The following is a 26,131-nucleotide window of genomic DNA, read 5'->3' as shown; positions in this document are numbered from 1 at the left end:
CTGTTCGCACGGTCCAATGAAGATGCGGCGCGGCCGCCGGCATCCTCCCGCGCTCAGCTCCTTGGCTCAGAGGTATTCTCATAGTTTATCCCGCCCCAGCGCGGTGCCGTCGGGGCAATGTCCCCTTCGGTATCTCCGGGCGCCTCGCCATACATACCAAGGTATGAAAGCGGACACCCAAGAGCATAGAGAACGAAACGCTGGTACGATTTTGTCTGGTGGCCAGCCGTCTACTCTCAACTCATCGAATTGCCTGATGATCTTGAGAGGATTTCAGATGCATTCCCCCGCAGCGAACACCACCGACAGCGGCGTGTATTGCGAGAGCGCAGAACGCCTTCAGGAAGCAGACGGCGCGATCACTGCCATTGACCGCAATGCGCGGGTCAGGTCGGCGCTGCCGAAATGGCGTCTCAAGCGCGTGATCGACCATGTGAAAATGAACATTGGCGAGCGCATCACCCTCGCCGACATGGCTGGCGCCGCCGGGCTGAGCCGCATGCATTTCGCCGCCCAATTCCGTCTGGCGACCGGGCTGCGGCCGCATGACTATCTGCTGCGCTGCCGGATCGAAGTCGCGCAGGAATTGCTGGCGGGCACCAACCAGCGGGTGATCGACATCGCCCTCGCGGTCGGCTTCCAGACGCAGGCGCATTTCACCACGGTGTTCAAACGTGTCGTGGGTGACACGCCGCGGCACTGGCGGGTGGCTGAAGCCCGCCGGTTTAAGGCGGAAAAGGCGCAGATGGCGACGCGCCGCGACCGCGGTGCCTGCACCCCGCTCGCCGTGATGGCCGCCGGCTGGCCGGGCCGCTCGGCGGCAGCCGAGACGCGCGCCGCCATCGGCTTCTGACGCACGCCCCGCTTGCCGCCCCTGCCGGTATCCGGCAGGCCTCCCGGCGGTTTCGCGAAAGCGCCACGCATATCTGCCATGCAGGCATGCACACACAAAAAGGTGCCCGCGCCCGCATTTCGTTCTTTCACGAAAAAATATATCGCGCTATATATTATCGCGAACGATGCAGCGACGCCTTACGAACGCTGGCCGCGCATCACGGGTTTCCCGCGCCCTCCCAGGAAGCGCAGGAAGAGACTGGTTTCTATCCCCTCCATCAAAGGAATATCGCTATGGGTTACGTCACGACCAAGGACGGCGTTGAGATCTTCTTCAAGGATTGGGGCCCGAAGGACGCCCAGCCCATCGTCTTTCATCACGGCTGGCCGCTGTCCTCCGACGACTGGGACGCGCAGATGCTGTATTTCCTCGGCAAGGGATTCCGCGTCGTCGCCAGCGACCGCCGCGGCCATGGCCGCTCGGCCCAGGTCAGCGAAGGCCATGACATGGACCACTACGCCGCCGATGTCTCGGCCGTGGTGGAGCATCTCGACCTGAAGAATGCGGTGCATATCGGCCATTCCACCGGCGGCGGCCAGGTGGCGCGCTATGTCGCCAAGTTCGGCGAGCCGCAGGGCCGCGTCGCCAAGGCGGTGCTGGTCTCCGCCGTTCCCCCGATCATGCTGAAGACGGAGGCCTATCCGGGCGGCCTGCCGATCGAGGTGTTCGACGGCTTTCGTTCCGCGCTCGCCGCCAACCGCGCGCAGTTCTTCCTCGATGTCGCCTCCGGCCCGTTCTACGGCTTCAACCGCGAGGGCGCGCAGGTCTCCCAAGGCGCGATCAATAATTGGTGGCGCCAGGGCATGATGGGCAGCGCCAAGGCGCATTATGAGGGCATCAAGGCCTTCTCCGAGACCGACCAGACGGAAGATCTCAAGGCCATCAGCGTGCCGGTGCTGGTGATGCATGGCGAGGACGACCAGATCGTACCGATCGCCAACTCCGCCCATCTCGCGGTGAAGCTGGTGCAAAACGGTACGCTGAAGACCTATCCGGGCTTCCCGCACGGCATGCTCACCACCCATGCCGATGTCATCAACCCGGACCTGCTCGCCTTCATCCAGGCCTGAGCGGGCGGCGAACGAACCAATCCAGACGGCGGCGGTGCCTTTGCGGGCATCGCCGCTTCTTCGCGTCCGGCCAGCCGGAAATCCGGGCCATACCAAAGCGCTAGAGGCCGGAACGGCCGTATGATTTCCGCCGGCGGCGCACCGCCTATGCTGGGCTCATCCACTCTCCCGGCAGGCGACACGATGAGCGACGCTCACAATGCTCCAGCGCTGAAGCTTCGCAGCACGCCCCCCGCTCTGGCGGCGGCACTGTCCTTCTTCGCCCCGCTTCGGCCGCGCCTTCTCTTCGGGCTGCGCCTCGCCGCCTCGGTCAGCCTCGCGCTCTACATCACCTATTATCTCGAACTGCAGAACTCGTTCTGGGCCGCGACCACGGCTGCCATCGTCTGCCAACCCAATCTCGGCGCCTCGCTCCAGAAGGGCCGCTTCCGCGCCATTGGCACCATTGTCGGCGGGCTGATGATAGTGGCGATGCTGGCGGCGTTTCCACAGCAACGCGACGCGCTGCTGTTCTGCCTCGCCCTCTGGTGCGGCCTGTGCGGGGTCGCGGTGGTGCTGCTGCGCAACTTCGCCTCCTATGCGGCGGCGCTGTCCGGCATCACCGCGGTGATCATCTTCGCCGACACGCTGGCGAATCCGGACACGGCGTTCTTTCTCGCCGTCATCCGCGTCGGCGAGATTTGTATCGGCATCGCCTCGGCCGGTTTCGTGATGGTGCTGACCGATTTCGGCGCGGCGCGCCAGCAATTGGCCGGCACATTGCGCGGCACGGCGGGGCAGCTCAGGGATGGCTTCCTCGCAACGCTGCGGCAGGGGGGCGAGACGCCCGACCTCGTCGCCGCGCGGCGCGGTCTCGCGGGCAGCCTCGGTCTGCTGCATGCGCAGATCGACGCGGCCATCGGCGAATCCTCCTATCTGCGCTCCCGCGCCGGCAATCTGCAGCGGATGATGGACGGCCTGGTCGGCGCGCTCGTCGGCTGGCGCAATGCCGGCGCGCATCTCACCCTTCACAGCGAGAGCCGCACGTCGATCCGCGACCTTCTCGTTCCACTGCTGGAACGCCTCGACCCGGCACAGCTCGACCATGCCCCCCGGCAGCTGCGGCAGGCGGCCGAGGAGGTCGCGGCACAGATTGAAACGCTTCCCGCCAGCAACGGCGCCGGCCGCATCGCTCTCGACGCCACGCGCGAGGTCGTCTGCGGCTTTGCCGGCCTCGCCGACGCCATCCTCCTGCTGCGGGAACGCAACAGCCCACGCCTCGCGCCGCTACGCCGCCCCTTCGTGGTTGCCGACCCGCTGCCGGCGCTGCTGAACGGGCTGCGCGTCTTCCTCGCGGTGCTGCTCACCTCCGCCTTCTGGGTGGTGTCGGCCTGGCCGAACGGGGCCTTCGCCATCGTCTTCGCCGCCATCGGCACGCTGGTCTTCGGCTCCTTCGGCGACCAGGCGCGCACCTTCGCCAAGGATTACGCGATGGGAGCGGCAACGATGGTGGGGCTGGGCGGCGTGCTCTATTTCGCCGTGCTGCCGGGGCTCTCGACTTTCCCCGCCCTGCTCGCCCTGCTGTTCCTGCTCTACGTTCCGCTCGGTATGCTCCAAGCAGGCAGTTGGCACAATGTCGCCTTTCTCGGCATGTCCATCGCCGCGCTGCCGCTTCTGGGGGTTGGCAATCCGACCAGCTATGACGCCGCCGCCTATTTCAATCTCGCTCTGTCGATCGTCACCGGCACGGTCATCGGCACACTGTTCTTCGTCCTCCTGCCGATGGTCCCGCCGCAGCACCGCGCCCGCCGGCTCATCGGCCTTTCGCTGCGCGACTTCCGCCGCCTCCCGCGTGTCGCCACAGCCGGCACCGCTGCGCGCTGGGCCGCCCGGCTAACCCGGCGGGCCGAAGCGCTGCCGCCGCAGGCGACGCCGGAGCAGGCCGGAAGCCTGATGGCGCTGCTCGCCCTCGGGCAGGCCGTCCTGCAACTGCGGGCGCTGGCGACCGACGCCCCGACGGGCCGCGCCCTGCAGCATGCCCTCGACGCGCTCGCCGCTGGGCAGGTCTCCATCGCGCGCGACGCGCTGTCGAAGGCCGCTCTCGCGGGAGCGATCACGGACGACCCGCCGGGCCGGCAGCAACTGAAGGCGCGTGCCGCGATCGACGTGATCCGCGACACGATCGACCTGCACCCCGAACTGCTCAGCGCCGGGGCCGTTGCCCGGTCCCCGCTTCTTTGAAAAGGCCGAACGACATGTTCAGAGAGATCGACATTCTCGGGGTCTATGTCGCCCCCTTCGCGGTGATGATGCTGGCCGCCTGGGTGGCGACCTTTCCCCTCAGCCGGATCGCCAATCATTTCAGCCTGTCGCGCCACGTCTGGCATCCCGGCCTGTTCAACCTCTGCATCTACATCATCCTGCTTTCGCTCATCGTCCTTTCTGTGGGGCCACGGCCATGACCATGCTCAACCCGGCCGCGGAGCGGCCGTCGACCTTTCGCGCCCTGCTGTCGGTGGGGTTCACTCTCTGCGCCCTCGCCGCCGCCGGCCTGCTCGGCTGGTGGACCTGGCGGTCCTATATGGATACCCCGTGGACGCGCGACGGCACGGTGCGCGCCTATGTAGTGACCGTCACCCCGCAGGTCTCCGGCCGCATCATCGAACTGCCGGTCAAGGACGACCAGTTCGTACACAAGGGCGATGTTCTCATGGTGATCGAGCCCGACGACTATCAGATCGCGCTCGCCAATGCCGACGCCGCCGTGACCCGGGCCAAGGCCGATCTCGACAACAAGCAGGCGCAGGCGCAGCGGCGCGCCGATCTCGATGCCCTCGCCGTTTCCAAGGAGGAGCAGCAGGCCTTCGCCGCCGCCGCAGAGATGGCGCAGGGTGCCTATCAGCAGGCGTTGGCCAATCGCGATCAGGCGCGGCTCAATCTCAGCCGCACGCGGATCGTCTCGCCGGTCAATGGCTACGTCACCAATCTTCTGGCCCAGCCCGGCGACTATGCTACCAGCGGCCAGCGCGCGCTGTCGGTGGTGGACAGCGACAGCTTCTGGGTCGACGCCTATTTCGAGGAATCGGTGCTGAGCGGCATCCATGTCGGGGATACGGCGCGGGTGGCGCTGATGGCCTATCCCGGCACGCTGAGCGGCAAGGTCACGGGCGTCGGGCGCGGCATCGCGGTGCCCAACGCGCAGCCCGACGGTTCCGGCCTCGCGACGGTGAATCCGGTCTTCACCTGGGTCCGTTTGGCCCAGCGCGTGCCTGTGCGCGTGGTGCTCGACCCCGTGCCGCCAGGCATCACCCTCGTCGCCGGGCTCACGGCGACCGTCTCCATCACTGGCGACGGGTCGGGCGGCTGACTGGCCGAGTGCCCGCCATCATCGCCGGCGCGTCGGCCGCACATGCTGCAGGCCGCGCACCAGGGTGCGGCGGAGACGGGAGGCGATGCCGTGCTGCGGGGCGTCGAGGATCGCCGTCTCCGACAGCAGGCGGGCGGCAAGCGCCCGTGCAGGCATCGATGGCAGCAAGGCGGCGATGGCGGCGGTCCGCGCATCGCCATAAAGCCGCGCGGCAAGATCGAGCGCGATGCCGGCCTCCAGCGCCCAGCCGCGCTGCACGGCCGTCTCGGCAAAGGTCTGCGCCGTCTGCACATCCATCGCCCGCGCGGCCTGCAGCACGTCGACGATCAGCCGCAGCGCGTGAAATTTGTGGCCGGCGGCGGCATGGGCCACGGCGACCATGAGCCGGCCGGCCGGCGCCTCGGCGCCGCCGAACGCGGCGAGGTCATCCAGCGACAGGGACACGGTGCGGCGCAGCAACGGATAATGCACCAGGTTCAGGTGAACCTCGACCAGCACATTCGGGGCCTGACGGGCGGTCCATTTGAATTCGCCATAGGCGGCTGAATGGTCGATGGTCTTGCGCGGAACCGGCACGAAATCCAGCGCCTCGAGCGCCGCCTCGACCATCGCCCGGTCCTCGGGCTGCACCAGCATATCGATATCGGTGAAAGGCCGGTCGGAGGCATGCGGGTAGAGCGGTGCGAAGGCGCGCCCCTTGACGATGGCGAAGCGCGCCTGCGCGGCCGCCAGAGCCGCGGCGATGCGGCCGGCATAATGGGTCAGCAGCAGGCCGTGGGCAGTGAGCAGTTCCAATTCCCCATGCGCCTTATCGAGCGCCACCGCGGTTTCCGCCGTCCGCATCTCGCGAAGACGGCGCCACAGGACGGGCAGGATGAGATGCGCCCGCGCCGCCGCCAGCAGTTCCGGCACGGCGGCGGGAGGAAGGGTCGACAGGTCCGGCCCCGGCCCCTCAGGGTCGGAAAGGGCGAGCAGCCAGCAGGCATGGGTGGGGGCGAGCTGAGTTAGGCTCATGCCTGGGCGAGCCCCCGCCGGAGCGCCTCGCCCACATCGGCGAGATCGTCGCCGACCCGCAGCTCATAGGTGGGCGCGTGGCCGACCGCCCGGCTCATGGCCACGAATCGCCTCAGATGGTGCTGGGGCACGCCCGTCGTCCCGCGATTGAGATTGTCGGCCGCGAAGCCGGAGAGAAAAACATCCCGGGCCATCGGCGCGCAGCGCGCCGCCCCCGCCCGGCGCCCAGCCAGCCAGATAAGCGCTTCCAGCGGCAGCACGAGGCCGGGCGGCGCCACGCCGAGCCCGCTGAGGCGCGCGAGGTCGAGCGGCTGCTCGCCTGCGGCGTCCCAGTCGCTGCCAAGGCCCGGTTCGAGCGAGGGCAACAGCGCAGCCGTCGCCCGGTGGACTTTTGGACGACGGGGGAGCCCCCAGACTCCCACGCCCCCGGCACCGGGACAAAGCACCGCGCCATCATCGGACATCAGGCCGAAACCCTGCTGGGCAAGCGCGAGCGCCGTGGTGGTCTTGCCCGCCCCGCTCGGCGCCGCCAGCAGAATGGCGCCGGTCCCGCCGGGTCGCACCAGAGCGGCGGCATGGACGAGTTGCTGCCCCACGCTGTCGAGCGCGGCCGACATCATGAAGACGCCGGCCTGACCCATGAGCAGTCTCTCACTGCCGGGCGCCACCATCGCCCACCCGGTGCCATCCGCGCGATTGGCCTCGATGCGCAGTTCGCTGCCACAGAGCAGGACGAGTGCGTCGGTGGTCTCAAACAGGCGGAAAGGCGGGCCGGTTTCCATCTGCCCTTCGTGCAGCACAAGCCCCTGCGTTCCAGTGATGTCGGGCCGGCCAAGTTCCAGGCGCCATGTCGGCGGCGCGGCCGCGGCGGGATCGCGTTCGAGCCCGCCGAGAAGGGCGCGCAGGGGTGGAAGCAGGCAGGCATCGGAGCCCTCCACCACCCAGCTCTCTGCGCCAAGGGCAAAGCAGAGCCTGTGCATCAGCCCGGATCCGGCAAGGAATGAATGAATACGGTCGTCATTCCCGGATTGGGAGGGTTGAGAACGACCTCGCCCGCGACCACGATCCAGCAATGCACCACGCCATCCCGGTCCTTCAGACCTGCCGCATCGACGCCGAAATGCAGCGCGGGCCGGTGGCCGGCACTGTGAAGGGCGCGGAAGGCCAGAAGTCCCTGCCGCAGGCAGCGGCGGTTGCGCATCATCCAGGGTCGCCGGGTCGCTGCAACCACGGCGGCAACGATCTCCGCCGCCGGCAGGCCCTGCGCGTCAACGTTGCGGAGCGGACGGTTCGCGAGCGCCAGGAGACCGGCAAAGTCCCGCCCCAGGACCCGAAGCGGCAGAAAGCGCGCCTCCCACCACAGCCGTCGACGCAGCGCCGCCCGGATCATGACGCGGAGGGCACCTGATCCACGATACCGTCGTCCAGAAGCTGCCGGCTCAGCGCCAGCAGATCCCGCTCCAGAACATCACGGTCGACGTGGAAGTCGTCCATGAGGAGGGAGGCGATGTCCGCGAGGGTGCGCTCCCCATCCATGGCGGAGAGCAGCGCCTGCGCCGTGGCATTCGCCGAATACAGCTGACCACTGTCGATGCGCAGAACCACGGCACTGTCGCCGAGCGGCTGGAAGCTGGCGAGTGGGGAAACGCGAAGCACACAGTCCAGTTCCAATTCGTCCTCCCCGCCAGCGTGTGGCGACACGTTGAGCGGTCTCCCATGCCACGCGCGGGCCACACGCACCAGAGGCAGCGTGGTGTCGACATGCAAATGCCAACGGGCCACCGTGCCGGCATCTCTGGAGCCGATTGACACCCTACCTGAGTAGTGATGTGTATCAACGTTGCAATTTAAGTCGAAACAAGGGGTTGGGAATGAAGAAGCCTTATGTGCCACCGATGGTCACGCCGACGGTTCGCTTGACCGCCGCGTCGGGCGTCGATCCGGTTGTCCCGGTGTCCGGCGCGCCAATCGTACCGCCCGGCTGAGTATCCGAGCGCAGGCGCTCCGCGCCGCGCGTTTTCCGTCTCCGCCATCACATACTCATCCCCGGCGCGTCAGGCGCTGGGGATACTTCCATCCCGAATGGCACGCGGCTGCGACCGCAGACCCGGCGCGGCGTTCGCAAGCGCATGCGTGCTGCCGACGCGCGCGATCCAGGGCACACCCCCTTTTTCACACCGGCGAGTCGAACGGCTGTGTCGGCAATGCGACGCGAGGCGACCGACTTCGCGCGGCCCGCTGCTTCCCATTTGAAGAGCGTTGACACCCCAAATGGGCGATGACATGTGAATGAATGTTGCGATTTACTTCTAAATTAGGGGTTTGGGGAATGAAGAAGCCGTATGTGCCGCCAATGGTCACGCCGACGGTCCGTTTGACCTCCGCGTCGGCTCCTGCGCCGGTTGTCCCGGTGTCCGGGGCGCCGCTCGTGCCGCCGACCTGAGCGGTGTAGCGCGTGCGTTTTCGCACCGCGCTTTGTCGTCTTGGCCAATACGTGATCGTCTCCGGCGCGACAGGCGCCGGAGACGCCTCCTTCACGTTAGGAAGCTCCGTTCCCCATGCCAGAGGGCGGACGGCATTTTCAAAGCGAATATGTTCGCGCCCAGAGGCATTGGGCCAGAAGGCACAGGCCGCCTCTGGCACAGCGACGAGCACGACTGTGTCAGCAAGACCGCACCTGGACACCATTGTCGCGCGGTCCCGCAGCTTGTCCTTGGAGAGCGTTGACACCCCAATTGGGCAATGACATGTGAATGAATGTTGCGATTTACGTCGGAACATGGGGGAGGGAATGAAAAAACCATACGTGCCGCCAATGGTCACGCAGACCGTTCGGCTGAGTTCAGCCTCGGCTCCTGCGCCGGTTATCCCGGTGTCTGGAGTGCCGTTTGTGCCGCCGGCGCCGCCTCCTCCCCCGCCTCCGCCGCCTCCTCCCCCGCCGCCGCCGTGAGGCTCGACGTGCAGGCGTGAGCGCCACGCGTCTTGGCATTTCAGAACGTGCAGGCCCATCCTTGGCAGGATGGGCCTTATATATGTGCGCTCCACCTCATGGCGGCGTGCACGTCTCCCGGGCCGGCTGACATGGAAACGCGGACATGGCTGGGCTGCGCCTCGACTGCTATCCCCTGTTCAACGACCCACCGCTGATCGTGCCCGGGGCCTCCGAGCGCGATTGGATGGACGGCACGCCGGACCGCTTCGCCTATCGCTGCACGCCGCTCTCCATCGCCAATGCCTCCGGCTGGGAACTCATCAATCCCGTCGACCTGACCGCGAGCTGGAATGGCGGCGCCGGCCTGGAGGATATCGTCGTCCGTGCCGACGATGGCAGCGTGCCAGCCTATGCGTCGTCGCATTTCGGCTCCGGCATCCTCACCTTCCAGACCGGCTATCTCTTCCGCACCGACCCGGACTGGGTGATCTGGTGCCGCGGATCGCCCAACCGCATGAAGCCGGGAATCGCGCCGCTCGACGGTATCGTCGAGACCAACTGGGCACCGTTCACCTTCACCATGAACTGGCGCTTCCTCCAGCCCGGCAGCGTGCGCTTCGCCGCCGGAGAGCCGTTCTGCTTCTTAAGCCTCTGGCCCAGCGTGGCGCTTGAGAACGTGACGCCGCGCCTGCGCCCGCTGGCGTCCGACCCCGATCTGGAGCGGGAATATGCCAGCTGGCGGGACTCCCGCCTTGCCTTCAACCGGAAGCTGGCAGAGCAGGACCCCGAGGCGCAGGCGCAGAAATGGCAGCGCTTCTACCTGCAGGGCCAGTCCCCCACCGGCCGGCTGCGGGCGACCGAGGACCACCGCATCAAGCGTCGGCTGGCATCCCCCGAGCGCGACGCCGGTTTCGGCGATCTGGCGCCGCAGGGCATGAGCTATGTGCATGGGACGGGCGACCACCCCCCCGCGCAAACGGACGGCGCCGGCCTCGATGAAACCGCCGTGTTCAGGGCCGTTGCGGCGGACACCGCCGTCGACGAGGCGACAGAGATGAACGAGACGGCGCGTCTCGCGGTTGCGCTGATGGATGGCACCCGCTCTCTGGCCAGCATCATCGACACCCTGCTCGACGACTTCGACGTGGAGCGGGAGAGGCTGGCGGCCGACATGCTGCAACTGGCCGCGGACCTGCTCGCCCGCCACGCCATTGCCCGCGTCGGCTGAAAGCCCCCTCCCCATTCGATTGTCGGCGCCGGCGGATCATGGTATGGGTGGGGATAGTGATATTGCGAACCAGGGAGGGGCACGCATGACTATTCTGTTTCGTCGGCCCACCCCGGCTGGGATTCGGCACGGCTAGTTCGGCCGGCTGCGGAGCCGCGCTCCCCCGCCGCTCCATCACCCATTTCCCGCTCTGAACTGATTTCTGTTCGCAGGAGAGGCGCGTCTTTCGCGCCTGCACGTCCCATGTCATTTCCGATTGAACGCGGCAGCGACGCGCTGCGCAACGTGCTTGCCTTCACCTTCCGCCACTGGGCGCGCCGATGGCCGATGGCAGCCGGCATCGGCGCGGCCATCGTTGTGGCGACGCTGACCGAGGTGTTCGTGCCGCTCTATGCCGGGCGGCTGATCGACGCCCTGACCGCCGGCAAGAGCGAGGCGCCCGCCGCGCTGCAGGCCTTTGTCATGATGGCGGGGCTCGGCCTCGTGATGGTGCTGCTGCGCCATCTCGCCTGGTGGGGCGTGGTGCCGCTGACGCTGGGCATCATGTCGGATGTGGTGCGCGAGGCTTTCCACCGCGTGCAGCGCTTCTCCAGCGACTGGCACGCCAATAGCTTCGCCGGCTCCACAGTGCGCAAGATCACCCGCGGCATGTGGGCGCTCGACGTCATCAACGACGTGCTTCTGCTCTCGCTGCTACCTTCCGTGGTGGTGCTGGCTGGCACGGTGCTGCTGCTGATGCTGCACTGGCCAGTGATGGGGCTGGTGATGGCGGCGGGCGCGCTGGCCTATGGCGCGCTCACCGTCCTGCTGGCGACCCGCGTCGTCGCGCCGGCTGCGCGGCTCTCCAATGCCTGGGACACCCGCATCGGCGGCATCCTCTCCGACACGCTCGGCGCCAACCAGGTGGTGAAGGCCTTCGGAGCCGAGGCGCGCGAGGATGAACGCCTCGGCGCCGTGGTCACGCGCTGGCGGCGGCGGGTGTGGCGCACCTGGATGCTGTCGACCTGGAGCGCCAGCGGCGAGTTCGCGCTGCTCTGGCTGGTGCGCACCACCGTCACCGCCACGGCGCTCTGGCTGTGGTGGCAGGGCCGCGCCACGCCGGGAGACGTCACCTATGTGCTCACCACCTATTTCGTACTGCACGGCTATCTCCGCGAGATCGGCCAGCATGTGCACAATCTCCAGCGGGCGGTGAACGACATGGAGGAGATGGTCGATCTGCACGCCCTCACCGCCGGGGTCGCCGACCGCGACGCCGCGAAGCCTCTGGCGGTGCGCGGTGGCGAGGTGCGCTTCGAGCACGTTACCTTTCATTATGGCCGCCATGCCGCGCCGCTGTTCGACGGGCTGGATGTGGTGATCCCGGCCGGGCAGCGCGTTGGCCTCGTCGGGCCGTCCGGCTCGGGCAAGACCACCTTCGTCAAGCTGCTGCAGCGGCTCTACGATGTCAGCGGCGGCCGGGTGATGATCGACGGCCATGATGTACGGGAGGTGGCCCAGGCCTCGCTGCGCCAGCAGATCGCCATCGTGCAGCAGGAGCCGATCCTGTTCCACCGCACGCTGGCGGAGAACATCGCCTATGCCAGACCCGGTGCCAGCGCCGCGGAGATCGAGCATGCAGCGCGGCTCGCCAATGCCCACGACTTCATCGAGCGGCTGCCGAAGGGCTATCGCACGCTCGTCGGCGAACGCGGCGTGAAGCTCTCCGGCGGCGAGCGCCAGCGCGTGGCGATCGCCCGCGCCTTCCTGGCCGACGCCCCGATCCTCATTCTGGACGAGGCGACCTCCAGCCTCGATTCGGAATCGGAAGCCGCGATCCAGCAGGCGATGGAGCGGCTGATGCAGGGGCGCACCGCCATCGTCATCGCGCACCGGCTTTCCACGGTGCGGGCCATGGACCGCATCCTCGTCTTCGAGCATGGCCGGATTCTTGAGGATGGACGGCATGGCGATCTGCTGGCGCGTCAGGGCGGTCGCTACCGCCGCCTTTTCGAACGGCAATCGGACGGAATGGCCCAGATCGCGGAAACGCAGGCGGGATGAGCGGCAGTTGGCGGAATAACCATGCCCCGCCGGCCCCGACTGGCGCCATTTCGCAGGCGAACAGAAGGGCCGGCGGGGACGCGGGTGGCAGGCCTCCTGCTTTCCAGCTGGAGCCTGCTCCGATTTCGCGGAGTAGCCTTTAGGGTCAGCGCCGCTATGCGCCGTCTGAGTTCCACGAGCCAGCGTCGGCTTGGCGGGACACCGAAGGCCGAGCGGAGTGCTTTCCGCGCCAGCGGCCTAGGCGAGGGCCGTTCAACCGCACGCCATCGGCGACAGCGTCGGGCCGGAAGACTTCGGAGCCGGCGAGATAGAGGCGCTTTTCACGGCTCGGCGTCCTGGAAAGCAACTTCGTCAATCGACGGCAGACGAAACTCCGGGTTCGCCGGATGCGCCTGTGGCCCGGCGGCCCGATAAAGCGGGTTGTTACGCTTGCGCGTCTCGCTCATGGCTGGGCCTGAAGAGACAGGAAGGGCACCGTTGAGCCAGGCGGCATGGTGGCCGGCAGCTTTCCGTCCCACTTCTCCGCTGTGGTGAGCGGCACAAGGTGGGGGTTGTCGCGCACGGCCTCGCCCTTGGCGCGGATGGCGAGCGCTTCGGCCTCGCCACGAAGGCGTATGGCGTCAGCTTCCGCCTGGGCGGCGGCACGAACGGCGTCGGCGGAGGCGTGAGCCTGCGTCACGACGATCTCGGCCTGCACCTTCTCGCGCTCGGCATTCTGGCGGAGCTTCTGAACCTCGACTTCGGCGAGCATGCGCTGCTCGATAGACTTCTCGTAGGCGTCGCTGAAATCGATGTTTTCGATCTGGACGGCCTCAATGGTCACGGGCGCGTCGAGCGAGCGGATGCCCTCGTGCACGGCCGCCGCTATGTCGGCATTCAGACGGGTTCGCTCCTGAATGGCGGTCACGGCGTTGTAGCGGCCGAAGACGTTCTTGACCTGCTCCTTTACCTTGGGGGTGATGATGCGATCCGCAACACGCTGGGTGTCGCCGAAGCGGCTGTAGAGATCCGCCACCTCGGTCGATGGCACTCGATAGATGACCGACAGATCGATTTCGGCGGGCTGTTGGTCCCGCGAATAGGCGGGCAGCTGCTCGTACTTGATGACCTGTGTTTCGAGCGGCACCGTAACGATGCTGTCCACCAGTGGCAGCTTGAAATGCAGGCCCGGCGCGGCCTCGCCGATAAAGGCGCCGTGGCGCAGGATGACGCCGCGCTCGCGCTGATCGATCGTGTACCAACCGCCCAGCAACACGGTGAGGCCGATCAAGAGCGCGATGCCGCCTGTGACGAGGGAGACGACGCGGGTCATTCGGTTTCTCCTTTACGCTTGGGGTCGAACCATGACGTAAGACCACGGGCGATCAGCAGGGCTACCACGCGGGCGCCAATGAAGGTAAGGGCCGCCATCGTTAGACCTAGATCGGCATAGCGATGCAGAGTGCGTCGGCGGCTTCGGCTCGGCGGAACATGGTGGGGGAACCGGGATCGGCGAGCGTGCTGATCGTGAATGTCGACCGCGCCGAGAATGCAGCGCCTTGATTTTAAACAGATTTTTGGCTGGGGCGGGAGGATTCGAACCTCCGCATGGGGGAATCAAAATCCCCTGCCTTACCGCTTGGCGACGCCCCAATGGTCGCACCGCTATCGGCGCGTTCCGTGGGGGCGGACATAGCCACAGCTTGACGCGGCTTTCAACCTCGACGCATCCGCCGGCCACAACAGGCTTATCCACTGCTCGCTGCGCAAGTGGTGGTGGGGCCCTTGCCGGGCGGCTCATTGCCATGTTACAGGCTGCGCGCCGCGGCGGAGTGTAGCGCAGCCTGGTAGCGCACCTCGTTCGGGACGAGGGGGTCGCAGGTTCAAATCCTGCCACTCCGACCACGCGGTCCCAAGACTTATCAATGTCTTGGGACATGGGCGCACCAGGGCCCTGAGAGATGCGCTCACAAGGGCGCCGACAGACCTAAGCCGTTATTCAAGGTCGTCCGGTACGTGGCCGTAACGCACGATCTCGACCGCCGGCTGGAAATCCCCGAGGTTCGGGTCCCCCGTCCGTGAAAAAGCGACCACGCCCGCCTTCTGGCCCTTGAGCGCGCGTGCCATGGCTTCCGCCTGCCCCCGGCTCTGCGCCTCGCGCGGCTCTTCGGGGATGAGGTCGCCTTCCTCGTTGGCGACGAAGGACAGCACGACATAATAGGTGGTGGACATTTGGCGGGACTCCTCGCAGCCAAGCGGACGCTGGCAGATCAGGCGGAGCGCCCCCCACTGGCGCACCTACAGCCTGCTCGCCGGTCGCGACATCCAGAAGGGGTCATCAAGGCCCCTGCCGCCTCACCACCCGCGCCCCTTCCGCCCTCGTGAACGCTTTGGCCACGCGGGTCAAGCGCGCACGAATGGGCTGGTTTTCTGATGCGGGCGATGGGAAGCGGCGCGGCGAAGCAAAGAGGCCAAGAGGCCGCACGTCGCCCCTTTCCCCAAGGTGGGCCGCAGGGCTTGCGCGGTCCTAACATGTCGTAAGGTGTTTTCTGTCCGCCGGAGCTGACGCGGAGCGGCTCCCCTCGGACGCAGCACCGCAGCGTCTGGACACGGCGCGGTTCTTCCCCATATGCGGCTGATGAGCCAACTGCCCCGGTGCCGCGCGTGAGCGCGCCACGCCCGCCCTTTCAGCCCCTGCCCGCGCCGCTGACCCGTGACCGCCGCGCACGGCTGGTCGGCGTCGAGATCGAATTCACACGCTTATCGGAGCGCGGCGCCGCGCAGTGCCTCAGCGCCCTCATCGGGGGCACGGTGGAGAAGGAGGACCCACACGCCTTTCGGCTCACGGGTTCACGGCTCGGCAACCTCGGCATCGAACTCGATATGCGCCATGTCCATCCCGGACGCGAGGGCCCGGGCCGGCGACTGGGGCCACTCTCGCTCTGGCTCGGCGCGGTGGTGAGCCCGCTCGTGCCGCGCGAACTCATCACCGGGCCATTGCCGGTGGAGAGGCTCAGCGAATTGGATGGTGTGGTTCAGGCGCTGCACGCGGCGGGAGCGGGGGGCGAAGGGGTGATATTCACCGATTCGCTCGGCCTGCATTTCAACGTCATGCCGGAAGCCACGGATGCCGGGACGCTGCTGCGGCTGCTACAGGCCTATCTGGTGAGCGAACCGGCCTTGCGCCAAGCGACACTGACGAGCCGGCTGATGCGCTTCCACGCGCCACCGCCCTACCCCGCTGACTATGTCAGGCGGGTCATTTCAGCCGACTACCGGCCCGACCTCGCCACGCTTTGCGCCGACTATGTCGCGGCCAATCCGACGCGCAAGCGCTCGCTCGATCTGCTGCCGCTGTTCCTGGAGCTGTTCCCGGCCATCGGGGATCGCATCAGCGGCAAGGTGAAGCCGCGCGCCGTGCTGCATTACCGGCTGCCTCTCGCCTATGTCGGCCGGCCGGGCTGGAGCCTGGCGGCCGACTGGAATCGCTGGGTGGCGGTGGAGGCGCTGGCCGCTAACCCCAGCCGGCTCGCCGAGGCGTGCCGGCAGGCCCTTCGATAGGCTGGCGGCAGCTCTGTTCCGTTCAGCTGGCAATCGCCACCGGTATCGGCCCGCGCCCGCCACGGCTCAGCGCGCGGGGATTGAGGCGCTTCTCGGCGAGCAGGCGCAGCATGTCGGCGACGCGCTGGTGATGGACCAGCCCTGCCTGCAGCAGGCGGCAGCAATCCGTCCGGCCGACGCCCACGAGGCTGGTGATGAGGCCGGCATAGCGCGCGGCGGTATAGGCCGCAGCGGCCTGCACCGCGCCGGCGATGGCGATGTCGAGCACATGGTCGTCGTCAATCTCGCCGGCCAGCTCTTCCGCGCTGATGAAGATGCCGTCGATCGCCGGGGATTCCGCGACATGCGGGCGGCAGTCGCGGCGGCGGCAGACTTCCTCGATCTGCACAATATTGCCGTTACTCGCGGCAAGGCCGTCTTCGAGATCGCGGCGCAGCGCCGGATCGGAAACCTTGCCGGCCAGCGCCGCGAGCGTCTTGGCGATCCGGCGCTCGGTGTAGAGAAGCTCGCCGAGCCCCTGGATCAGAAGGTCGTCAAGCGACCTGATATCTTTTGAGAGCAGTCCCACGGCACGTCCTCCCGCCTTTTGGCTGATGGACCAGCATCGCCGGTCGAGCGCCAAACGCGGGTACGAAGTGGAAGTTCCGGGCGTCTCAACCGAAAGTATCAGGCGGGGGCGAAGGTGCCGTCCGGACCCAGCCGCTCCAGGACGCCGGTGGCGACGGCGAAATAAGCGCCTTGCAGAGCCAGCCGGCCATCCTCGAGCCGCTCCCGCACCCAGGGGAAGGTCGCGAGATTACGCAGGGACAGCTTGACGCACTGATACTCGACAATGGTGCGCCGCTCGGCCGGATCGTCGCTGAGATTGAGAGCGATGTCGCGCGCCGGCGCGCCGATGCGAATCCAATCCGGCAGGAAGTCCTGCGCCTGGGGAGGAGCACCGTCGATCAACGCGCCGGCGCCGCCGCACAGCGCATGGCCGAGCACGACGATCTCCCGCACCTCAAGCACGCGCACGGCGAATTCGATGGCGGCGCTGGTGCCATGGTGCTGGTGGTCCGGCGTCGAATAGGCCGGCACCAGATTGGCGACGTTGCGCACGACGAACAACTCGCCCGGCCCGGCGTCGAAGATCATGGACGGGTCGACGCGGCTGTCGGAACAGGCGATGACGAGGGTCTGCGGCTTCTGCCCCAGAGCCGCCAGCCGTTCAAAAAGCGCCTTGCGCTCCGGCCAGCCGGTGGCACGGAAGCGGTGATAGCCGTCGAGCAGTTTGTCCATCCCTCACCCTTGCGATAGGCAGTCCGCGCAGTAGCTGAATAGACGTGCCGGCGCTGGCGTGCAAACGCCATGCCCGGACCGCACGAACGCGCAAGCCGGAGGCCTTGATGGCGGATGACATTCCCTTCGAGCGGCGCTTCACCGCCGTGCCGGGGGTCGTGGAGGAGGTGGCGCCGGGCGTGCGCCGGGTGCTCGCACCCAATCCCGGGCCTTTCACCTTCACCGGCACCTGCACCTATATCGTCGGGCGCGGCGAGGTGGCGATCATCGACCCCGGCCCGGACGACGCCTCGCATATCGCTGCCGTGCTGGCGGCGGTGGAGGCGGAGACGGTGACGCATCTCTTTCTCACCCACACCCATCGCGACCATAGCGGCGCGCTGGCGGCTCTGAAGGCGGCAACCGGCGCCCCGACCTACGGCGAGGGCCCCCACCGCGCCGCCCGGCCGCTGCACGCTCAGGAAGTCAACACGCTCGATTCCGCCGGCGACCGTGGCTTTCTCCCCGATGTCGCGCTGGCCGACGGCGCCCGGGTGGAGGGCGCCGGCTGGACGCTCGCGGCACTGGCGACGCCCGGCCACACCGCCAATCACATGGCCTTCGTGCTGGAAGAAGCCGGGGCGATCTTCGTCGGCGATCATGTGATGGGCTGGTCGACCACGGTGGTGGCGCCGCCGGACGGGTCGATGAACGACTATATGCAGTCGCTGCGCCGGCTCGGGCAGCGGCCGGAGACGCTCTATTTCCCCGGCCATGGTGGTGTGATTACCCAGGGGCCGGCCTTCGTCGAGCGCTTCCTGCGCCACCGGCTGGCGCGCGAAACCGCGATAATGCGGGCGCTGGAGCGGGGCCCGCGCAGGATACCGGACATTGTACGGGCGATCTATTTCGGCCTCGACCCCCGCCTCGCCGGCGCGGCCGGGCTCTCCACCCTGGCGCATCTCGAAGATCTGGTGGAGCGCGGCGACGTGCTCACCGACGGCCCCGCCGTGCTCGCCGGCCTCTACCGCCTGCCCTGAGCCGCCAAGGCGTCAGCGGCGCAGCGGGCGGCCCTGCTGGTCGGCCAGTTCGGCGAAGAGCTGGGAAATGCGCCTTGCATTGGAACCGAAATCGGCATCGCCGCTGCGCGCGGTGGAGCGGATATCCACCCGCGTGCCCGTGGCGATGGGGCGAACGCGGATGACGAGATCGTCGCGCAGGCCAAAGGGCAGGCTGCGCGCCACCGCTTCCAGCCGCCCGTCGCGCCCGTCACGCGGCGGCACCGCCTCGACCACCAGCCATTTGTGCCGCTTCACCAGCGCCAGCAGGCCGCGGAAGATCTCGTCCGGCGGCGCCTCGAAGCTCATCGGCTTGATGCCGGGATACAGGTCGAGCTGCAGCGCCGCCAGACGGTCGCCGGGATAGGCGAGGCTGTTGGCGGTGCGCGAGCGAACCGCGCCAAGGGTGACGAAGGATGGCGGGTCTTCCGTATCGGTGGTCACGTCGGGCAAGTTGCGTACGCCCATGCCGAGCGCGGCGAGCGTCGCCGTCGGCATGATGAGCACCAGCGCCAGCGCCGCCGCTCCGATCACCCGCCACAGCCCTTTCAGCCCGTCATTCCAGATCACCACGAAGCCCGCCAGGGCCAGCATCAACGCTAGCACCGCCACCGCGACGCCGGCCAGCACGGTGTAGAGCGCGCTGCGGAAATCCAGCGTCTCGGTGGCGAACAGCGCGGCGCCGATGAAGGTGACGGGAAAGGCGAAGATGGCGGTGCGCAGGCTCCATACGGCGAGCCGCGACATGCGTTCCTCGATGTAGAGCCTCCGGCGGATCATTGCTGCCCCTCCCCCGCCCGTCTCAGGCCACCGCCGGCTGGCCAGCGTCCGCACCGAGGATCAGCGCGGCCAGTTCCTCCACCGAATCCACCACGAGATCGGCCTCATGCGCGAAGTCGTCCACCGGCGCGGGTCCGCAGCGCACAAGGATCGCCATCGCCCCCGCCGCCCGCGCGGTTTCAAGATCGTGCCGGGTGTCGCCGACCAGCGCGATGGCGGACGCCGGCAGGCCGGTGAGCGCGGCGAAGGCATCGATCATGCCGGGGTTCGGCTTCGAGCCATAACCCGAATCATGCCCATACACCGCGCTGAGATAGGGCGAGAGGCCGAGCCGGTCGGCCTGCAGCCGCGCATTCGGCTCCGCGTCATTGGTGGCGATGCCGAGCGGCAGCCCCACCGCGTGCAGCCGCGCCAGTGTTTCGGCCGGCCGGCCGATGGGGGTGAGGTAGCGCGCGCCTTCCTCGCAGAACAGATGATCGACCTGTTCATAGAAGGCGGCATCGGCTGCCCGCGCCAGGATGTCGGCCCAGAGCGGCCCATATTGGCGTGAGGACCCGGCGATGAGCGGCGAGGTCTGCAGGAAGCGCCGCTCCTCGGCGACATAATGGCTGGCGTCAAACAGCCGTGCCAGCGTCGGGCCCTCGTCGCCGGCCAGACGCCGCATCACCGCACCGGCGGCAGGTCCCCAGGTGTGGTCGAAGTCGACAAGAGTACCATCCTTGTCGAACAGAATGGCGCGAGGAGCGTTCACAGTCTGTCGCAATCCAGTTCGTCCGGGCAGGCAAGCCGGCAATGGAGGCCTGATAGCATGGATTTTCCCCGGCTCCCATCCGCCCACCGCAGCGCCCTGTCCGGCATTGCCGGGCTCGCGCTGCTGGCTTCCGGCGCCGCGCCGCTTGCTGCCGAGCCCGTGCGGGAGCTCAAGCGCTCGATTGACGAGGCCGGCACGGCGGTCAATCGCCAGTTGGGCGACTGGCTCGGCGTGGCGCCGGACCGGCCGGCGCGCTCGCGCAACGCGACGCGGGCCAAGGCGGCGGCCATTCCCCTGCCGCCGCCGCGCCCGCAGGACATCGCCGCCGAGCCGTCGGCGACGCCCGCCGAGGGCGACACGAGCAAGAAAACGAGAGTACCGTCTGACGACGCCGAGCCCGTGACCCCGGTGGCGGTGGCACCCGCCCTACCCCCGCGCGATCCCCGCCCCGGCCGGGGCGCCGCACCGGCGGAATCCGCCGCCGCCGCCGAAACAGCGGCGGCGACACCCGAGCCGGCGGCACCGCCCACCCCAGCCCCCCCACCCGCCGCTCCCGAGCCGCCTGTGGAGAAGGCGGCGACCGACGAGGCGGCCCTAGGGACGGCTCCCGTTCCCCTGCCCCCGCCGTCTCCCGAGCCGCGCCTTGCCGCTCTGCCGCCGCCGGCGCCAGCCGCGCCGGCGGCCGCCCCCGAGCCGCCAGCCGGCACGCCCGAGCCCACCATCTGCCCGGAACTCTCCAACGAATCACTCGGCGTGTTCACGCCCGTAGCGGTGACCGCCACCAACACCGCCTGCACCGTCGACCGGGGCGTCTCGCTATCGGCCATCCGCATGAAGGACGGGCGGCTGGTGACGCTGGAACCAGCGGCGACCCTGCGCTGCGAAATGGCCGCCGCCGTGGCGCGCTGGGTCCGCGAGGGAATCGAACCGGCGGTGGCGACGCTCGGCGCGCCGCTCGACAAAGTGCTCGTCGCCGGCTCGCAGCAATGCCGCCCGCGCAACCGCGTTGTCGGCGCCCGCACCAGCGAGCACGGGCGCGGCAATGCGATGGACACGCGGGGCTATGTGCTGAAGGACGGGCGGCGTTTCGTCATCGGCGCCCCGGTACCCGGCAGTAGCGACGCGGCCATGCCCGTCGCCTTCCAGGAATTGATCAAGGCCAGCGCCTGCGCCGACTTCACAACCATCCTCGGGCCCGGCTCGGACGGCTATCACGAGCAGCATCTGCACGTGGATCGGGCCGAGCGGCGCAGCGGCGCGGTGCTGTGCCAATGGGCTGTGGCCGAAGCGACGGCCAAGGTGCCGAGCCCGCCGCGCAAGCCGGACGCGCCCGCCGCGGCGGACGCTACGGAAGGGGCGGATGAGGAGGCGCCGCCGGCCTCCAACGCAGTCGAAAACCCCGGCACAAGTCAATAGGTCGGGGGTTCCGACCAAGGGCCCGCTTCCGGCGCGCCCGCCGCCGCTCTAGGGTGGAGTCGGTTCCACCCGGCCGGCGGAGTAGCTGCCATGCTTACCAATCTTCAGGCTCGCGACGTCGAGACGCTGATCCATCCCTATACCAACCTTGTCGCCGTGCGCGAGACCGGGCCGCTGATCCTGGAACGAGGCAAGGGCGTGTGGGTGCACGATGTCGACGGCAAGCCCTATCTCGAAGGCATGGCCGGCCTCTGGTGCACGGCGCTCGGCTACGGCAATGAAGAGCTGGTCGAGGCGGCAGCGACGCAGATGCGCAAGCTGCCCTTCACCCATATTTTCGGCGGCAAGAGCCACGACCCCGCGATCGAACTGGCGGAAAAGCTGAAGGAGATCGCGCCCGTGCCGATCTCCAAGGTGTTCTTCACCTCGTCCGGCTCCGAGGCCAACGACACCCAGATGAAGCTCGTCTGGTACATGAACAATGCGCTTGGTCGGCCGAAGAAGAAGAAGATCATCGCCCGCATGCGCGGCTATCACGGCGTGACCATCGCCGCCGCCTCGCTGACCGGCCTCGCCGGCAACCATAATGATTTCGACCTGCCGATCGCCGGCATCCGGCACACCACCGCGCCGCATCACTATCGTCTGGCCGAGCCCGGCGAGAGCGAGGCGGACTTCGCCACCCGCCTCGCCGCCGATCTCGAAGCCCTCATCATCGCCGAGGGACCGGAGACCGTCGCCGCCTTCATCGCCGAGCCTGTCATGGGCGCGGGCGGGGTGATCGTGCCGCCGGCGACCTACTACCCGAAAATCCAGGCCGTGCTGAAAAAGTACGACGTGTTCTTCATCGGCGACGAGGTCATCACCGGCTTCGGCCGTCTCGGCACCGCCTTTGGCAGCGAGGCGATGGAGATGCGGCCCGACTCGATCTCCGTCGCCAAGGCTCTGTCCTCGGCCTACCAGCCGATCGGCGCGGTGATGGTGCCCGAACTGATGTATGAGGCGATGCTCACCGAGAGCAGCAAGCTCGGCAGCTTCGGCCATGGCTACACCTATTCCGGCCACCCCGTGGCCGCCGCCGTGGCGGTGAAGACGCTGGAAATCTACGAGCGCGAGAGCATCTTCGAACGGGTGCGGGCGAAGATCCCGCAGTTCGACGCTCGCCGCGCCGCGCTGGAAGACCACCCGCTGGTGGGCGAGGCGCGCGGCAAGGGGCTGGTGGGCGCTGTGGAGCTGGTGGCGGACAAGAAGACCAAGCGCCAGTTCGACCCCAAGCTGGGCATGGCGGCCAAATGCGTGGCCTTCTGTCAGCAGGAAGGGCTGATCCTGCGCAACGTGTTCGGCGACGCGGTCACCATCTGCCCGCCGCTGGTCATCTCCCCGGCGGAGATCGACGAATTGTTCGACCGCCTCACCCGCGCGCTCGACAAGACGCTGGACTACGCCGTGCGCGAGAACCTGCTGGCGGCCTGACGCGACGGGGCTCCGGCCGAGCGCCGGGGCCCCTGACCTTGGGGCCGCTAGGCTCAGGAGGTCGCAAGGCGCAGCACCGGCAAACAAAAAGGGCGCTGCCAGCGGCAGCGCCCTTTTCATTTGAACCCGGCGTGATCGTCAGAGAACGACGACGTTGGCGCCCTGCGGCACGCGGGTATAGAGGTCGATCACGTCCTCATTGAGCATGCGGATGCAGCCCGAGGAAATGGCCCAGCCGATATATTCGGGCTGGTTGGTGCCGTGGATACGGAACAGCGTGTCCTTGTTGCCCTGGTAGAGATAGAGGGCGCGGGCCCCCATCGGGTTATGCGGGCCGGGGCCGACGAAGTTCGGAATGCCGGCGAGGCGCTGCTTGATTTCCGGAGTGGGGGTCCAGGTCGGCCATTCGGCCTTGCGGCCCACCTTGGCTTCGCCCTTGAAGGCGAGGCCTTCTTCGCCGACGGTCACGCCGTAGCGGATCGCCTTGCCATTGTCCTCGACGAGATAGAGGAACTTCTTGTCGGTATCGACGACGATCGTGCCGGGCTTCTCGGTGCCGGCATAGTCGACGATCGCGCGCTGATACATCTCCGGCGGCTGAACCTTCTTATAGGGTGCGTCCGCCAGCAGCTTCTTGTCCCGCGGCGTCAGCGACGCCTCGGGAGCCGGCTGGCGCTGCGCATTGCTGCACGCCGCCAGAAGAACCGCCAACAGGACCACCGCCGCCCCGCGCAAAACCATATCCAAAGCTCCGAATCCCGCCACGCGCCATGCGCGTCAAATCGCTCGCTGTCCGTCGATTAACGCATGTAGGACCCGCCTTGAAGGGGCCACATGACTGCCACCGGTTCGTCGCCATAAGTTGTTGCGAAAAAACATCACTTCCGTTGGAAGAGGTCGAAAAAGCCGGGATGAAGCCGGCTAAGCGCCAAGAGGCCTTATCTCCGACCGCGACTTTGCATATTTTTGACGCAGTCGACGCCCACTTCGTCGGCATCCGCCCGCAAAGGCGGGGAGTTCAAACTGGAGAGTGTCATGTCTACCGAAGAAGAAAGCCCGGCCCAACAGAGCCGCGCCCCCGAATCCCGACCGAGCGAACGCTGGGACCGCGCGGAACAGAGCGCACATTGGCGCGAGATCGGCATTTCCGCGGTTGCCGCTGCGGCCCGCTACGCCTCCTCCAAGAAGACGGTATCCGATGCCCCCGTTTCGGGCGCGGCGCGGACCGATGATGCGGAAGCCAAAATCGTCACGCTTCGCGACGTAGAATATTTCGCGGCCTGAGGCCGCCTCTTCCCCCAGAGACGCTGAACGACGAACCGCCCTCCTCCGGGTGCTGCGCAAATGCGCGCCCGGACCGGGCAAGGCTCGCCTGATTCGCGCCGCGATGACGGCTACGACACGGCCCTGCGCCTTTGGCGGGGGGCCGGCTGGCATCTGTCTGCGATCCAGAGCATGGTCGGCGCCGCCGCGACCGTGCCGGAGGAGCTATGATCACCGCCTATTGCGTCCGCGACGGACTGCTCGCCCCCGTCGCCGTTCGGACCGTAGACGACATGCCGGACGACGCCGTCTGGGTCGACCTGTTCCGGCCCTGCGAGGGCGAGGACCGGATCATCGAGCAGGCGCTCGGCCTTTCCGTGCCGACGCGCGAGGAAATGGTCGAGATCGAACCGTCGAGCCGCCTGCGGGTGGAGAACGGCGCGCGCTACATGACCGGCGCCATCGTCTGCAACAGCGACGGCGAACGCCCTTCCCTGGCAGAAATCTCCTTCATCCTTGCCGGCAACCGCCTGACCACGGTGCGCTATGACGAGCCGACGCCGTTCCGCCTCGTCGTGGCCAAGCTCGATCGCGCCTGCCCGCCCGGCACGCGCGGCGACCGGCTGCTGCTGATCATGCTCGACACCATCATCGACCGCGCCGCCGACATCATCGAGCGCCTGTCGAGCGACATCGATGCCGTGTCGCGCCAGGTCTTCGAGGAAGCCACCGACCGGCCGAGCGACAGCCGGCGCTTCCGCACCATATTGAAACTGCTGGGGCGGCGCGGCGATCTTGCCTCCAAGGTGCGCGAGAGCCTCGTGTCGATGGGCCGTCTCGTCACCTTCCTGTCCACCGAGGGCGAGGCGCAGCGATTCGACAAGGAGCAGCGCGCGCTCTTGAAAAGCATGCAGCGCGATGTCGGCTCGCTGAACGACCACGTTTCCTATCTCGGCAACAAGATCACCTTCCTGCTCGATGCCACGCTCGGCATGGTGGGCATCGAGCAGAACAACATCATCAAGATTTTCGCGGTGCTCTCGGTGGTGCTGATGCCGCCGACGCTGATCGCCTCGGTTTACGGCATGAACTTCCAGCACATGCCGGAACTGGACGAGCGCTGGGGTTACCCGCTGGCGCTGGCGGGCATGCTGGCGGCGGCGGTGGTGCCGTATCTGTTCTTCAAGTGGAAGCGATGGCTGTAGCGCCGTCATCCCGGACGGGCTGGCGCCTTCCGGGATGACGGGATGTCCGGCACGGCTCAGACGTGCTGGCCGCCATTGATGTGGATTTCCGCCCCGTTCAGATAGGACGAGGTCTCGGTGCAGAGCACATAGATGATCTTGGCCACCTCATCGGGCGTGCCGAGCCGCTGCATCGGGATTTGCTCCACCAGCTTCTCCGTGCCGGGCGACAGGATCGAGGTGTCGATCTCGCCGGGGGCGATGGCGTTGACCCGCACGCCGAGCGGGCCGAAATCGGCCGCCATTTCGCGCGTAAGACCGGCCAGCGCCGCCTTGGAGGTCGCATAAGCCGCCCCGGCGAAGGGATGCACGCGCGAGCCGGCGATGGACGTGACATTCACCACCGCGCCATGGGTGCGCTTCAGTTCTTCCAGCAGGCCGCGCGCCAGCAGGATGGGCGCGAAGAAATTCACCTGGAACACCCGCCGCCAGTCTTCCTCCGGCGTGTTCAGGGTACCGAGCCGCGCCCCGCCCGCGCCCTTGGGCGAGATACCGGCATTGTTCACCAGTGCGTGGAGCTGGCCATCGGGCAGGCGGTTCTTGATTTCCTCCACCGCCCGCAGCGTGTCGGCGGGGTCGGACAGGTCGACCTGGATGTGGTCTTCCGGCCCCATCTCCCAGGGGCAGTTTTCCGGGAAGGCGTGGCGCGAGCAGGTGATGACACGCCACCCCGCGGCGGAGAACCGCTTGACGGTGGCGTGGCCGATGCCGCGGGAGGCGCCGGTGAGCAGGAGAGTGCGGCGAGGCTGGTTGTTCATGGGCGATGTCTAGCTCAGCGACGGGGCGGTGTCAGGGGACGAGGCCGCCAGGGAAAGGCC

General features: G+C 67.7%; 26 protein-coding genes and 2 tRNA genes. 14 read left to right on the top strand and 14 right to left on the bottom strand.

Annotation, left to right across the window (positions count from 1 at the left end):
• The first annotated feature begins 163 nt into the window (after window positions 1-163).
• The 5 genes from J2S75_RS16240 (at window position 164) to J2S75_RS16220 (ending at window position 5,311) form a co-directional block, all read left to right on the top strand.
• Window positions 164-853 carry a helix-turn-helix domain-containing protein gene (locus J2S75_RS16240; protein ID WP_307021231.1) on the top strand — a complete coding sequence of 230 codons (690 nt, stop codon included), beginning with the start codon at window positions 164-166 and terminating at the stop codon, window positions 851-853.
• A 275-nt stretch (window positions 854-1,128) separates the two neighbouring features.
• Window positions 1,129-1,965, top strand: coding sequence for an alpha/beta fold hydrolase (locus J2S75_RS16235; protein WP_307021229.1), 837 nt, complete (start codon window positions 1,129-1,131; stop codon window positions 1,963-1,965).
• Window positions 1,966-2,148: 183 nt separating this feature from the next.
• On the top strand, window positions 2,149-4,185 hold the full coding sequence (locus J2S75_RS16230; protein ID WP_307021227.1) for an FUSC family protein: 2,037 nt from the start codon (window positions 2,149-2,151) through the stop codon (window positions 4,183-4,185).
• A gap of 14 nt (window positions 4,186-4,199) precedes the next feature.
• A complete protein-coding gene (locus J2S75_RS16225) occupies window positions 4,200-4,406 on the top strand; it encodes a DUF1656 domain-containing protein (RefSeq protein WP_307021225.1) in 207 nt (68 codons plus the stop codon).
• Window positions 4,403-5,311 (top strand): HlyD family secretion protein, encoded by a 909-nt coding sequence (locus J2S75_RS16220; RefSeq protein WP_307021223.1) that lies wholly within the window; start codon window positions 4,403-4,405, stop codon window positions 5,309-5,311. Before J2S75_RS16225 ends, J2S75_RS16220 begins: the two co-directional genes overlap by 4 nt.
• An 18-nt stretch (window positions 5,312-5,329) precedes the next feature.
• Here the strand turns inward: J2S75_RS16220 and J2S75_RS16215 are convergent, their stop codons facing one another.
• From J2S75_RS16215 to J2S75_RS16200, 4 genes are read right to left on the bottom strand one after another with little or no spacing between them, the layout of a single operon-like run.
• A complete protein-coding gene (locus tag J2S75_RS16215) occupies window positions 5,330-6,325 on the bottom strand; it encodes a nucleotidyltransferase family protein (RefSeq protein ID WP_307021221.1) in 996 nt (331 codons plus the stop codon).
• Window positions 6,322-7,305, bottom strand: a complete 984-nt coding sequence (locus J2S75_RS16210) for a phosphoenolpyruvate carboxykinase (ATP) (RefSeq protein ID WP_307021219.1) — start codon at window positions 7,303-7,305, stop codon at window positions 6,322-6,324. Before J2S75_RS16210 ends, J2S75_RS16215 begins: the two co-directional genes overlap by 4 nt.
• Window positions 7,305-7,715, bottom strand: a complete 411-nt coding sequence (locus tag J2S75_RS16205; RefSeq protein WP_307021217.1) for a lasso peptide biosynthesis B2 protein — start codon at window positions 7,713-7,715, stop codon at window positions 7,305-7,307. The genes J2S75_RS16210 and J2S75_RS16205 overlap by 1 nt, the downstream gene beginning before the upstream one ends.
• A complete protein-coding gene (locus J2S75_RS16200) occupies window positions 7,712-7,996 on the bottom strand; it encodes a PqqD family protein (protein WP_307021215.1) in 285 nt (94 codons plus the stop codon). The genes J2S75_RS16205 and J2S75_RS16200 overlap by 4 nt, the downstream gene beginning before the upstream one ends.
• 1,424 nt (window positions 7,997-9,420) lie before the next feature.
• Between J2S75_RS16200 and J2S75_RS16195 the strand changes: the two genes are divergently transcribed.
• Window positions 9,421-10,485, top strand: a complete 1,065-nt coding sequence (locus J2S75_RS16195) for a DUF6065 family protein (RefSeq protein WP_307021214.1) — start codon at window positions 9,421-9,423, stop codon at window positions 10,483-10,485.
• Between the two features lie 243 nt (window positions 10,486-10,728).
• Window positions 10,729-12,528, top strand: coding sequence for an ABC transporter ATP-binding protein (locus J2S75_RS16190; RefSeq protein WP_307021212.1), 1,800 nt, complete (start codon window positions 10,729-10,731; stop codon window positions 12,526-12,528).
• A gap of 320 nt (window positions 12,529-12,848) precedes the next feature.
• Here the strand turns inward: J2S75_RS16190 and J2S75_RS16185 are convergent, their stop codons facing one another.
• The 3 genes from J2S75_RS16185 to J2S75_RS16175 form a co-directional block, all read right to left on the bottom strand.
• Window positions 12,849-12,974, bottom strand: a complete 126-nt coding sequence (locus J2S75_RS16185) for a hypothetical protein (protein WP_307021210.1) — start codon at window positions 12,972-12,974, stop codon at window positions 12,849-12,851.
• The gene (locus J2S75_RS16180) at window positions 12,971-13,840 is read right to left on the bottom strand and encodes a prohibitin family protein (protein ID WP_307021209.1); all 870 of its coding nucleotides are present in this window, start codon (window positions 13,838-13,840) and stop codon (window positions 12,971-12,973) included. Before J2S75_RS16180 ends, J2S75_RS16185 begins: the two co-directional genes overlap by 4 nt.
• A 245-nt stretch (window positions 13,841-14,085) precedes the next feature.
• A tRNA-Gln gene (locus tag J2S75_RS16175) sits at window positions 14,086-14,160 on the bottom strand.
• Between the two features lie 175 nt (window positions 14,161-14,335).
• Here J2S75_RS16175 and J2S75_RS16170 point away from each other — a divergent pair.
• Window positions 14,336-14,412: transfer RNA gene (locus J2S75_RS16170), tRNA-Pro, on the top strand.
• Between the two features lie 90 nt (window positions 14,413-14,502).
• On the opposite strand, the gene J2S75_RS16165 is transcribed toward J2S75_RS16170, so the two are convergent.
• Window positions 14,503-14,739, bottom strand: a complete 237-nt coding sequence (locus tag J2S75_RS16165; RefSeq protein WP_307021207.1) for a hypothetical protein — start codon at window positions 14,737-14,739, stop codon at window positions 14,503-14,505.
• A 432-nt stretch (window positions 14,740-15,171) separates the two neighbouring features.
• Here J2S75_RS16165 and J2S75_RS16160 point away from each other — a divergent pair, with 432 nt between their 5' ends.
• Window positions 15,172-16,068, top strand: coding sequence for an amidoligase family protein (locus tag J2S75_RS16160; protein WP_307021205.1), 897 nt, complete (start codon window positions 15,172-15,174; stop codon window positions 16,066-16,068).
• Between the two features lie 22 nt (window positions 16,069-16,090).
• On the opposite strand, the gene J2S75_RS16155 is transcribed toward J2S75_RS16160, so the two are convergent.
• Window positions 16,091-16,636, bottom strand: a complete 546-nt coding sequence (locus J2S75_RS16155) for a YciE/YciF ferroxidase family protein (protein ID WP_307021203.1) — start codon at window positions 16,634-16,636, stop codon at window positions 16,091-16,093.
• Between the two features lie 98 nt (window positions 16,637-16,734).
• Entirely contained in the window at window positions 16,735-17,349 is a 615-nt protein-coding gene (locus tag J2S75_RS16150) for a carbonic anhydrase (RefSeq protein WP_307021201.1), read from the bottom strand.
• A gap of 107 nt (window positions 17,350-17,456) precedes the next feature.
• Between J2S75_RS16150 and J2S75_RS16145 the strand changes: the two genes are divergently transcribed.
• Entirely contained in the window at window positions 17,457-18,368 is a 912-nt protein-coding gene (locus tag J2S75_RS16145; RefSeq protein WP_307021199.1) for an MBL fold metallo-hydrolase, read from the top strand.
• Between the two features lie 12 nt (window positions 18,369-18,380).
• Here the strand turns inward: J2S75_RS16145 and J2S75_RS16140 are convergent, their stop codons facing one another.
• Both J2S75_RS16140 and J2S75_RS16135 read right to left on the bottom strand, forming a co-directional pair.
• A complete protein-coding gene (locus tag J2S75_RS16140) occupies window positions 18,381-19,166 on the bottom strand; it encodes a DUF1499 domain-containing protein (RefSeq protein ID WP_307021197.1) in 786 nt (261 codons plus the stop codon).
• Between the two features lie 22 nt (window positions 19,167-19,188).
• Complete coding sequence (locus J2S75_RS16135; RefSeq protein WP_307021195.1) at window positions 19,189-19,917, bottom strand: HAD family hydrolase; 729 nt, start codon at window positions 19,915-19,917, stop codon at window positions 19,189-19,191.
• 57 nt (window positions 19,918-19,974) lie between these two features.
• Here J2S75_RS16135 and J2S75_RS16130 point away from each other — a divergent pair, with 57 nt between their 5' ends.
• Together J2S75_RS16130 and J2S75_RS16125 are read left to right on the top strand one after the other, a co-directional pair.
• Window positions 19,975-21,333, top strand: coding sequence for an extensin family protein (locus J2S75_RS16130; protein WP_307021193.1), 1,359 nt, complete (start codon window positions 19,975-19,977; stop codon window positions 21,331-21,333).
• Window positions 21,334-21,423: 90 nt separating this feature from the next.
• Complete coding sequence (locus J2S75_RS16125; RefSeq protein WP_307021191.1) at window positions 21,424-22,806, top strand: aminotransferase; 1,383 nt, start codon at window positions 21,424-21,426, stop codon at window positions 22,804-22,806.
• Window positions 22,807-22,944: 138 nt separating this feature from the next.
• Here J2S75_RS16125 and J2S75_RS16120 read toward each other — a convergent pair whose 3' ends face one another.
• Window positions 22,945-23,547 (bottom strand): L,D-transpeptidase, encoded by a 603-nt coding sequence (locus J2S75_RS16120; protein ID WP_244375225.1) that lies wholly within the window; start codon window positions 23,545-23,547, stop codon window positions 22,945-22,947.
• Window positions 23,548-23,772: 225 nt separating this feature from the next.
• On the opposite strand from J2S75_RS16120, the gene J2S75_RS16115 reads away from it, so the two are divergent.
• Entirely contained in the window at window positions 23,773-24,090 is a 318-nt protein-coding gene (locus J2S75_RS16115; protein WP_307021189.1) for a hypothetical protein, read from the top strand.
• Window positions 24,091-24,296: 206 nt separating this feature from the next.
• Window positions 24,297-25,274, top strand: coding sequence for a magnesium transporter CorA family protein (locus J2S75_RS16110; RefSeq protein ID WP_307021187.1), 978 nt, complete (start codon window positions 24,297-24,299; stop codon window positions 25,272-25,274).
• 56 nt (window positions 25,275-25,330) lie between these two features.
• Here the strand turns inward: J2S75_RS16110 and J2S75_RS16105 are convergent, their stop codons facing one another.
• Window positions 25,331-26,071 (bottom strand): SDR family NAD(P)-dependent oxidoreductase, encoded by a 741-nt coding sequence (locus J2S75_RS16105; protein WP_244375222.1) that lies wholly within the window; start codon window positions 26,069-26,071, stop codon window positions 25,331-25,333.
• Between the last annotated feature and the right edge of the window lie 60 nt (window positions 26,072-26,131).

Origin of the sequence: Ancylobacter polymorphus (assembly GCF_030813495.1) — a bacterium.
In the GTDB taxonomy this organism is placed as follows: domain Bacteria; phylum Pseudomonadota; class Alphaproteobacteria; order Rhizobiales; family Xanthobacteraceae; genus Ancylobacter; species Ancylobacter polymorphus.
Note: the sequence above shows the minus strand (reverse complement) of the source record. Positions and strands in the feature narration are given on the sequence as shown.

Excerpts from the sequence above, each read along its gene's own strand:
- J2S75_RS16130 (WP_307021193.1), top strand. The coding sequence starts at position 19,975 with ATGGATTTTCCCCGGCTCCCATCCGCCCACCGCAGCGCCCTGTCCGGC.
- J2S75_RS16190 (WP_307021212.1), top strand. The coding sequence starts at position 10,729 with ATGTCATTTCCGATTGAACGCGGCAGCGACGCGCTGCGCAACGTGCTT.
- J2S75_RS16110 (WP_307021187.1), top strand. The coding sequence starts at position 24,297 with ATGATCACCGCCTATTGCGTCCGCGACGGACTGCTCGCCCCCGTCGCC.
- J2S75_RS16120 (WP_244375225.1), bottom strand. The coding sequence starts at position 23,547 with ATGGTTTTGCGCGGGGCGGCGGTGGTCCTGTTGGCGGTTCTTCTGGCG.
- J2S75_RS16150 (WP_307021201.1), bottom strand. The coding sequence starts at position 17,349 with ATGGACAAACTGCTCGACGGCTATCACCGCTTCCGTGCCACCGGCTGG.
- J2S75_RS16105 (WP_244375222.1), bottom strand. The coding sequence starts at position 26,071 with ATGAACAACCAGCCTCGCCGCACTCTCCTGCTCACCGGCGCCTCCCGC.
- J2S75_RS16235 (WP_307021229.1), top strand. The coding sequence starts at position 1,129 with ATGGGTTACGTCACGACCAAGGACGGCGTTGAGATCTTCTTCAAGGAT.
- J2S75_RS16215 (WP_307021221.1), bottom strand. The coding sequence starts at position 6,325 with ATGAGCCTAACTCAGCTCGCCCCCACCCATGCCTGCTGGCTGCTCGCC.
- J2S75_RS16145 (WP_307021199.1), top strand. The coding sequence starts at position 17,457 with ATGGCGGATGACATTCCCTTCGAGCGGCGCTTCACCGCCGTGCCGGGG.
- J2S75_RS16195 (WP_307021214.1), top strand. The coding sequence starts at position 9,421 with ATGGCTGGGCTGCGCCTCGACTGCTATCCCCTGTTCAACGACCCACCG.
- J2S75_RS16220 (WP_307021223.1), top strand. The coding sequence starts at position 4,403 with ATGACCATGCTCAACCCGGCCGCGGAGCGGCCGTCGACCTTTCGCGCC.
- J2S75_RS16210 (WP_307021219.1), bottom strand. The coding sequence starts at position 7,305 with ATGCACAGGCTCTGCTTTGCCCTTGGCGCAGAGAGCTGGGTGGTGGAG.
- J2S75_RS16185 (WP_307021210.1), bottom strand. The coding sequence starts at position 12,974 with ATGAGCGAGACGCGCAAGCGTAACAACCCGCTTTATCGGGCCGCCGGG.
- J2S75_RS16140 (WP_307021197.1), bottom strand. The coding sequence starts at position 19,166 with ATGATCCGCCGGAGGCTCTACATCGAGGAACGCATGTCGCGGCTCGCC.
- J2S75_RS16225 (WP_307021225.1), top strand. The coding sequence starts at position 4,200 with ATGTTCAGAGAGATCGACATTCTCGGGGTCTATGTCGCCCCCTTCGCG.
- J2S75_RS16240 (WP_307021231.1), top strand. The coding sequence starts at position 164 with ATGAAAGCGGACACCCAAGAGCATAGAGAACGAAACGCTGGTACGATT.
- J2S75_RS16165 (WP_307021207.1), bottom strand. The coding sequence starts at position 14,739 with ATGTCCACCACCTATTATGTCGTGCTGTCCTTCGTCGCCAACGAGGAA.
- J2S75_RS16180 (WP_307021209.1), bottom strand. The coding sequence starts at position 13,840 with ATGACCCGCGTCGTCTCCCTCGTCACAGGCGGCATCGCGCTCTTGATC.
- J2S75_RS16230 (WP_307021227.1), top strand. The coding sequence starts at position 2,149 with ATGAGCGACGCTCACAATGCTCCAGCGCTGAAGCTTCGCAGCACGCCC.
- J2S75_RS16125 (WP_307021191.1), top strand. The coding sequence starts at position 21,424 with ATGCTTACCAATCTTCAGGCTCGCGACGTCGAGACGCTGATCCATCCC.
- J2S75_RS16205 (WP_307021217.1), bottom strand. The coding sequence starts at position 7,715 with ATGATCCGGGCGGCGCTGCGTCGACGGCTGTGGTGGGAGGCGCGCTTT.